The organism is Stenotrophomonas sp. 05L44_2 (genome assembly GCF_056665995.1).
The window spans coordinates 1-8,443 of the sequence record NZ_JBFTNR010000090.1; the positions used below are offsets into that span (position 1 = coordinate 1).

An 8,443-nucleotide genomic window follows, 5' to 3' on the forward strand; every position below is an offset into this window, starting at 1 on the left:
TGGGACTCGCCGAGGCCGCTCGATCTGTTGGCGAGGGTCTTGCTGACTACTGCGCCATCTCCCGCGGCGGCTGAAGGATGTCGACCATGCGGCTGTTGGTGGGTGTCGACCTTGGTCGACACGTAGATCCACGCCATGCGTGGATGGGACTCGCCGAGGCCGTTGGATCTGTTGGCGAGGGTCTTGCTGACTACTGCGCCATCTCCCGCGGTTGCTGGAGGATGTCGGCCACGCGGCTGTTGGTGGGTGTCGACCTTGGTCGACACGTGTAGATCCACGCCATGCGTGGTTGGGACTCGCCGAGGCCGCTCGATCTGTTGGCGAGGGTCTTGCTGACTACTGCGCCATCTCCCGCGGCGGCTGAAGGATGTCGACCATGCGGCTGTTGGTGGGTGTCGACCTTGGTCGACACGTAGATCCACGCCATGCGTGGATGGGGCTCACCGGGGCCGTTGGATCTGTTGGCGAGGGTCTTGCTGACTATCTCGCCATCTTCCGCCGCAGCCAATAACCGGCGCCCAGCAGCACGAACCACGCTGGGCTGGCGATCAGCGCCTGGCGGGTGTCGGCCTGCAGGCTCAGCAGTACCAGCACGGCGGCGAAGAACAGCAGGCAGGCCCAGCACATCGCCACGCCGCCGGGCATCTTGAAGATCGAGGCCGCGTGGCGCTCGGGGTAGCGGCGGCGGTAGACCATGTAGGCCACCAGGATCAGCGACCACACGAAGATGAACAACACCGTCGCCAGGGTCGTCACCAGGGTGAAGGCGGTCACCAGGTTGGGGATCAGGTAGATCAGCAGGGTGCCGCCCAGCAGGCACAGGCAGGAAAACAGCAGGCCCCGTGCCGGCACTGCAGCGCGCGAGAGCTTGGACAGGCCACGTGGCGCGTGGCCTTCCTCGGCCAGGCCATACAGCATGCGGCTGGTGGAGAAGATGCCGCTGTTGGCCGAGGACGTGGCCGAGGTCAGCACCACGAAGTTGATCAGACTGGCGGCGGCGGGAATGCCGGCCAGCACGAACAGCTGCACGAACGGGCTCTTGTCCGGCACCACCTGGCGCCATGGGGTCACCGCCATGATCGCGATCAGCGCCAGCACGTAGAAGATGATGATGCGCACGGGGATCGAGTTGATCGCCTTGGGCAGGTTGCGCTCCGGGTCAGCCGTTTCCGCAGCGGTGGTGCCCACCAGCTCGATGCCGACGAAGGCGAACACCGCGATCTGGAAACCGGCGAAGAAACCCACCAGGCCCATCGGGAACATGCCGCCGTCATTCCACAGGTTCGACAGCGATGCGGTGTGGCCGCTGGGCGAAGTGAAGCCCCACGCCACCAGTCCAGCACCGGTGATGATCAGCGCGCAGATCGCCACGAYCTTGATCAKSGCGAACCAGAACTCCATTTCRCCGAACAGCTTCACCGTCACCAGGTTCAACGACAGCAGCAGCATCACGCAGGCCAGCGCCGGTTTCCACGCTTCCAGTCCCGGGAACCAGAACTGCGCATAGGCGGCGATGGCGATCACGTCGGCGATGGCGGTGACGATCCAGCAGAACCAGTACGTCCACCCGCAGAAGAACCCGGCCCATGGGCCAAGCAGATCGGTGGAGAAATCGATGAAGGATTTGTACTGCAGGTTGGACAGCAGCAACTCGCCCATCGCCCGCATCACGAAGAACAGCATCGCGCCGATGATCAGGTAGACGAACACGATGGACGGGCCGGCCAGGCTGATGGTCTTGCCCGAACCCATGAACAGGCCGGTGCCGATGGCACCGCCGATGGCGATCAGTTGCAGGTGGCGGTTGGACAGGCTGCGGCGCAGGTGCTCGGGGGGCGTGGCGGGCTCGGTCATGGGCGCGGGAAGGGGCGGGTGAAGCGTTCGACGTTAGTCCTCCCGCTGCCACAACGCCAGCGCCGGACGGCCCAGGGCCGTCAGCAAGTGTCATTTTCACCACAATGTGACCCGTTACCGCCTTTGTCCCATTCCGCCCAGCCCTGCGCCGTGTTCATATACCGCCATCGCCCAAGGACCGGCCCCGCCCATGTGCCCAGCCCTGCACACCTCTCTGGAGCCCCGGTCATGAGCCGACTGCGGGTCATCATCGGCGGCACCGTCCTGGCCGTGCTGGCCGCTGCAGTGCCGATCGCGGTCATGGTCTATGCCACCTGGGACCGTGCCGTAAGTGTCGAACAGCAGCGGCTGCATGCCATCGCCGAGCGCAGCCTGCGCCGTACCGAAGTGTCCTATCAGGAAGCGCTGGCGGCATTGAAGTCGGCCGAGGCCACCGTGCTGCCGCCCTGCGGGGCCGAACACATCCAGCGCATGCAGACCCTGGTGATGACCACGCCGTCGTCGGACCAGATGGGCTACTTCGAGGGCGGCAAGCTGCGCTGCACGTCGTGGGGGCCGTTCCAGCAGGATGTGGACCAGCCCACGCCGGACCACGTCACCAGCGATGGTGCCGGCATCACCGTCAACGTGCGCCCCGAGGCGGCTGGCCGGCGGCCGATGCTGTCCATGATGTACGGGGCCTACGACGTGCTGGTCGACCCTCGGCGCTTCGTCGACGTCATCGTCGATCCGGACGTGCGGCTGGCCCTGGCAAGTCCGGATGGACGGCTGCTGACCCAGCAGGATGGCATGGACCCGGCCCTGCTGCAGCGCCTGCTGCGTGAGCCCGGCGAAGGCCTGGACCGCGACACCCTGTATGCCAGCGCGCGCAGCGGTGAATGGCTGGCGATCGCCACGGCGCCGCGCACCGCGCTGGCGGCCACGTTCCGGCAGCAGGCGTGGCTGTTCGTGCCCTTGGGCCTGCTGATGGCCGCCGCCGGTGCCGGCCTGGTGATCTGGCTGTCGCGACGACGGCTGTCGATGCGCGGCGAACTGGGCATCGCCATCCGCCGCCGCGAACTCTACCTGCACTACCAGCCCATCATCGAACTGGACACCGGCATCTGCGTCGGCGCCGAAGCGCTGGTGCGCTGGCAGCGCCCCGACGGCACGCAGGTGCGTCCGGACCTGTTCATTCCCTTGGCCGAAGAAGCCGGGATGATCGCCGCCATCACCGACCTGGTGATCGAGAACGTGGTTGCCGACATGCGTGAGCTGCTGGCCGAGGATCGCAGTGCACACATCGCGATCAACCTGGCGGCCGAGGACATCAGCAGCGGACGTGCGCTGAAGGTGATCTCGCAGCGCATGGCCGGCAGCGGCATCCTGCCGCAGCAGATCTGGCTGGAGGCCACCGAACATGGCTTCCTCGAYATCGACCGTGCCCGCACCATGCTGGCCGCGGCKCGRCGCGCGGGCCACAGCGTGGCCATYGAYGATTTCGGCGTCGGCTATTCCAGCCTGCAGTACCTGCAGCAGCTGCCACTGGATGCACTGAAGATCGACAAGTCCTTCGTCGATGCGATCGGCACCGAAAGCGCGACCAGCCCGGTCACGCCGCACATCATCGGCATGGCCCGCGAGCTGGGCCTGTGGGTGGTGGCCGAAGGCGTGGAAACCGAAGCGCAGCTGGCCTACCTGCACAGCCAGCACGTGCAGTTCGGCCAGGGCTGGCTGTTCTCGCGGCCGTTGCCGCGCGATGAGTTCATCGCCTTCCACCGCAAGCGCCAGCAGCAGTACGGCGCGGCGCGGGAGCACATGCAGAATCCGCGCAGCGTGCCGTTCGAGCGCGAGCAGGCGGGGGAGTAGCCGGCGAACGGCGCCGCCCCTCGTGGTGGGTCGCATAAAGCTGTTCGTGGGTTGGCCGGGCGGTACAGATCTCTGCGGCGTTCCACCACGTAAATAGAGAAGAGAAAAGCAACAGCGGGTCGCTGCGCTCGCGCGCGCTGTTGAGCTTCGGCCGGGGTAGTGCCGGCCGCTGGCCGGCAACCCCGTCATCCTTGATCGACGCCTACGCCCAGGCCTTCGGCCGCGCCCAGACCCACAGGCCGCACACCACCAGCAGCAGCAACGGCAGCCAGGCCAGGTGCTGGGCGCCGCTGGCCTGCAGCATCAGGCCGCCGCCGACGCCGCCGGCGGCGATGGCCAGGTTCCAGCCGGTCACCAGCATCGACTGCGCCAGGTCGGCGGCGGCACCGGCGCGGCGCGCCAGGGCGGTCTGGAACAGGGTGGGTACCGCACCGAACGCGACGCCCCACAGGATCGTCACCAACAGCAGCACGCCCGGCAGGCCTGGCCACAGCAGCAGCGAAACCACCGCCATCACGAAGCCGATCACGCTGGCCCACACCAGCGCGCGCAGGTGGCGGTCCACGCCCCAGCCGGCGATGGCGATACCCACGATCGCGGCGATGCCGAATGCCAGCAGCAGCCGGTCCAGCCACGCCCCGGCGCCGGCCTGCACTGCCAACGGCTCGATGTAGGTGTACAGCACGTTGTGCGCCAGCACGTACAGCACCATCACCAGCAGCGTGCTGCGGATGCCGGGCATGCGCCAGACCGAACCCAGCGACATGCGCCGGCCTGCACCGGCCGCCGGCAACGCGGGCAGCGCCCATCGGGCGTAGCCGAGCAGCAGCACCGCCAGCACGCTCATCAACGCGAACGCCCAGCGCCACCCGATCTGCTGGCCCAGCAAGGTGCCGGCCGGCACCCCCAGCGACAGCGCCAGCGGCGAGCCGATCATCGCTACCGCGATCGCCCTTCCCTGCAGTTCCGGCACCACCATGCGCGCGGCATAGCCGGCCACCAGCGACCACAGCAGGCCCGCGCCCACACCCGCCAGGAAGCGCGCCACCAGGGTCAGCACGTAGTCGTGGCTCAGCGCGGTCACGGTGTTGACCACCATGAAGCCGGCAATCGCCGCCAGCAGCAGCGGACGACGTGGCAGGCGCTGGGTCAGCGCAGTCATCGGCAACGCAGCCAGCACCGAGCCCAGTGCATACACGCTCACCAGCTGCCCTGCGGCCGCGTCGCTGACGCCGAGGCTCTCGCCCATCGGCCGCAGCACGCCCGCTGGCAGCGTTTCGGTCAGCAGGGTGATGAAGCCACCACCGGCCAGTGCCAGCAGCCCGCGCCACGGCAAGCGCGTTGCTTCACCCGCCGGAGCCCCTGCATCAATTGCGTGGCCGCTCATCGCAGCGTCTCCAGATCGGCGTACACCGCATCGCGCAGTTCATCGACAAACGCGCCATGCATGCCTTCGTACAGCGTGTTGGTCAGCGCGACCACGCTCAGGCCACGCGCCGGGTCCACGAACCAGCTGTGGCCGTAAGCACCGCCCCAACGCCATGTCCCTGCGGTCTGCGGTGTGCCGCTGGCCGCTGCATCACGCAGGACCGCAAAGCCGAGGCCGAATCCCCAACCCGGCGGATCAACCGGTCCCAGCTCGCCGACCTGTGGGGTTCCCATCTGTGCAACCACGCTGTCCGGCAGCAGCTGCGAGGCGCGCACATCGCGCAACGCTTCCAGCACGGCCATCACCTCATCGGCACTGCCCACCAGCCCCGCGCCTGCCGACGGATAGCGGTGTGGATCGGTCGCCCGCGCCACGCTGTATTCGATGCCCACCGAGCCCTCGAACGCAGGCACCACCTCGCCCTCCCGCAACCGATGCGGCTGCGGCAGGTCACTGACATACGGCGTGGCCAGACGACTACCCTCGGCGGTGGCGAACGCGGTGTCGCGCAGGCCCAGCGGCTGCGCCAGCAGCCGGTCGAACAACACCTGCAACCTTTCGCCGGTGGCCGCTTCAGCCACGGCGCCCGCCACATCCACGCCCAGCGAGTACAACCACTGGCTGCCCGGCGCGAACAACAGCGGCGCCTGCGCGATGCGCTGCACGTTCTGCTGCAGCGTCACCGGGTTCGCGTCCATGCCATCGCTCACACCCGCCTGCGCATAAGGCTCCTGGGCATCGGCTTCCAGGAAGCGGTAGCCCAGCCCACTGCTGTGGCTGAGCAGCTGGCGCAGGCTGATCGGCGGGCGGCTGCCATCGGCCAGTGCCGGGCGGAACGCCGGCAACCAGCGCTGCACCGGCGCGTCCAGGTCCAGCACCCCGTCTGCTACCAGGCGCAGGATCACCGTGGTCAGCAGCGGTTTGCTCACCGAGGCCAGCCGGAACAGGTGGTCGCGGCGCATCGGCGTGTTCGATTCACGGTCGGCCAGGCCACTGGCGCTGGCGTGGCGCAGCACGCCGTGCTCGCGCACCAGTACCACCGCACCGACCAGGCGCTGCGGATGCACGGCCCGCAGCAGCGCGCTCACCGCGGGCAGTGCCGGTGCGGTATCAACAGGAAGGGCGAGTGTCATCGGGGTGATCCGTGGGGAGAGGCCCGCCACGGTAGGCAGCTCCGGCGCCGGCAAAAAGCGGGGCGGGGCTCCGTGCATCATGGACCGCAAGGTCCACAATCGGCATGATGCCCGGAACCACTGGGCCGCACCGACCCTCCAGGCCCGCGCACCGCAGTGTTGCGCGGGCCACGTCAGCGGGCCGGACTGCCGCGCCCTACCCTGCCCACTTTCGCAGCGACCTTCCCCATGTCCGTCCTCGACAACCTGGCCAACCTGCAGACCTTCGTCCACGCCGCGGACACCCGCAGCTTCGTCGACACCGGCCGCGTGCAGGGCATCTCCGCCTCGGCCGCCGGCAAGTGCGTGGCCCGGCTTGAACACGCACTCGGCGTGCGCCTGTTCCACCGCAGCACGCGCAGCATCACCCTCACGGCCGAGGGCCAGCTGTTCCTGGCACGCTGCCGCCGCATCCTCGACGAATGCGATGCCGCACGCACCGAACTGGCCCAGCAACATGCAACCCCCAGCGGCACCCTGCGCATCAGCCTGCCGCTGGTGGGCGACCTGACCCTGCCGCTGATGGCCGAGTTCATGGCGGCCTACCCGGACATCCGGCTGGAGCTGGATTTCTGCGATCGCCTGGTCGATGTCATCGAGGAAGGCTTCGACGCCGTGCTGCGCGTTGGCGAGCCCAGCGATTCACGCCTCACCGCACGCCGCCTCGGGGTGTTCCCACGCCGCGTGGTTGCATCGCCGGCGTACCTGCAACGGCATGGCGTTCCACGCACGCCGGCCGACCTGCTGCAGCACCGCCTGCTGCACTACCGCTTCCCCAGCACCGGCAAGCTCGAGCCATGGCCGATCCTCTGGCCCGAAGGCGAAACGGCACAGGATCTGCCGGTGCACCTGGTCGCCAACACCATCGAAGCGCGGGTGGCACTGGCGCTGCGCGACGGGGGCCTGGCGTTCGTGCCGGTGCATTCGGTGCGCGATGCACTGGCCGATGGCCGGCTGGTCACCGTGCTTGAAGAGCACGTGCATTCCTGCGGCATCTTCCACCTGCTGTGGCCCTCCGGCCGCCACGTGCTGCCGAAGCTGCGGGTATTCATCGAATTTGTCGGCGCGCGGCTGGATACGGTGCCTTGACCCAGCGCCACGGCCGCGACCATTCAGCTCGCGGCGCTATACTGCCCGCTCATTCCCCACCGAGGCTCGCGACCAATGCGCCAGTGATGCCGCCGTCTTCGCACTAGACGGCCCGACTCTTCCCGCCCCTGCGCGCAGGGGAGAACCAGGCATCCATGGAGGTCGCATGACTTCGCATTCCCTCACGCTCGATCGCGTGTCGTATCGGTTGGCCGATGGCCGACCGTTGTTTTCCGATCTGTCCTTTTCCTTCGAACCGGTGGCCACCGGGCTGGTCGGCGCCAATGGCGCCGGCAAGAGCGTGCTCGCGCGCCTGCTCGCCGGCCAGCTGTCGCCCGACGATGGCCGCGTGCACCGCAGTGGCCAGGTGTTCCTGTTGCCTACGCCGGGCTATCCGCCACGTGGCACGGTGGGTGAACTGGCCGGCGTCGGCGCCGAGCTGGCGGCACTGGCGCGCATCGAAGCAGGCAGCATCGATGAAGCCGATTTCGCCTGCGTGGGCGACCACTGGGACCTGCGCGAACGCCTGCAGCAGCAGTGGCAGGCGATGCAGTTGCCGACCGACCTTGATCCGGCGCAGCCCGCCTCCCGGCTCAGTGGCGGCCAGGCGATGCAGGTGGCGCTGTCCGGCGCGTGGGCCAGCGGCGCGGACTGGCTGATCCTCGACGAGCCAAGCAATCATCTCGACGCCCGGCATCGCCACCAGCTGTACGCACAGCTGCAGCAGTGGCAGGGCGGCCTGCTGGCCATCAGCCACGACCGTGGCCTGCTTGCGCAGATGGCGCAGATCGTCGAACTGGACGCGCACGGCCTGCATCGTTACGGCGGACCGTGGCAGCACTATGCCGACACACGCGCCGCCGAACGCGAGGCCGCCGCCGCGCAGCTGGAGCATGCCCGTGCCCAGCACCGGCAGCGGCAACGCAGCGCGCGCGAACAGAACGAGCGCCAGCAGCAGCGGCAGGCACGTGGCAACCGCGAAGCGCGCGAGGCCAACCAGGCACCGATCCTGCTCGGTCGGCAGAAGCAGCGCGCCGAAGCGAGCCACGGC

7 protein-coding genes are annotated in these 8,443 nt (G+C 68.5%); 3 read left to right on the forward strand and 4 right to left on the reverse strand.

Annotation, left to right across the window (positions count from 1 at the left end; translation table 11 throughout):
- Positions 1 to 266 (reverse strand): hypothetical protein (locus AC1VAN_RS05030; RefSeq protein ID WP_480985379.1); only part of this gene is annotated, 266 nt, incomplete at its 3' end.
- A gap of 214 nt (positions 267 to 480) precedes the next feature.
- Positions 481 to 1,854: a D-serine/D-alanine/glycine transporter gene (cycA, locus tag AC1VAN_RS05035; RefSeq protein ID WP_480985380.1), complete on the reverse strand. Its 1,374-nt coding sequence runs from the start codon at positions 1,852 to 1,854 to the stop codon at positions 481 to 483.
- 228 nt (positions 1,855 to 2,082) lie between these two features.
- Between cycA and AC1VAN_RS05040 the strand changes: the two genes are divergently transcribed.
- Positions 2,083 to 3,702: an EAL domain-containing protein gene (locus AC1VAN_RS05040; RefSeq protein WP_032975552.1), complete on the forward strand. Its 1,620-nt coding sequence runs from the start codon at positions 2,083 to 2,085 to the stop codon at positions 3,700 to 3,702.
- A gap of 202 nt (positions 3,703 to 3,904) precedes the next feature.
- Here the strand turns inward: AC1VAN_RS05040 and AC1VAN_RS05045 are convergent, their stop codons facing one another.
- On the reverse strand, positions 3,905 to 5,089 hold the full coding sequence (locus AC1VAN_RS05045) for an MFS transporter (RefSeq protein WP_032975553.1): 1,185 nt from the start codon (positions 5,087 to 5,089) through the stop codon (positions 3,905 to 3,907).
- Complete coding sequence (locus AC1VAN_RS05050; protein ID WP_313116798.1) at positions 5,086 to 6,264, reverse strand: serine hydrolase domain-containing protein; 1,179 nt, start codon at positions 6,262 to 6,264, stop codon at positions 5,086 to 5,088. Before AC1VAN_RS05050 ends, AC1VAN_RS05045 begins: the two co-directional genes overlap by 4 nt.
- 228 nt (positions 6,265 to 6,492) lie before the next feature.
- Here AC1VAN_RS05050 and AC1VAN_RS05055 point away from each other — a divergent pair, with 228 nt between their 5' ends.
- Together AC1VAN_RS05055 and AC1VAN_RS05060 are read left to right on the forward strand one after the other, a co-directional pair.
- A complete protein-coding gene (locus AC1VAN_RS05055) occupies positions 6,493 to 7,392 on the forward strand; it encodes a LysR family transcriptional regulator (protein WP_032975555.1) in 900 nt (299 codons plus the stop codon).
- Between the two features lie 166 nt (positions 7,393 to 7,558).
- Positions 7,559 to 8,443: ATP-binding cassette domain-containing protein (locus tag AC1VAN_RS05060; protein WP_480985381.1), on the forward strand; the 885-nt coding region annotated here is incomplete at its 3' end.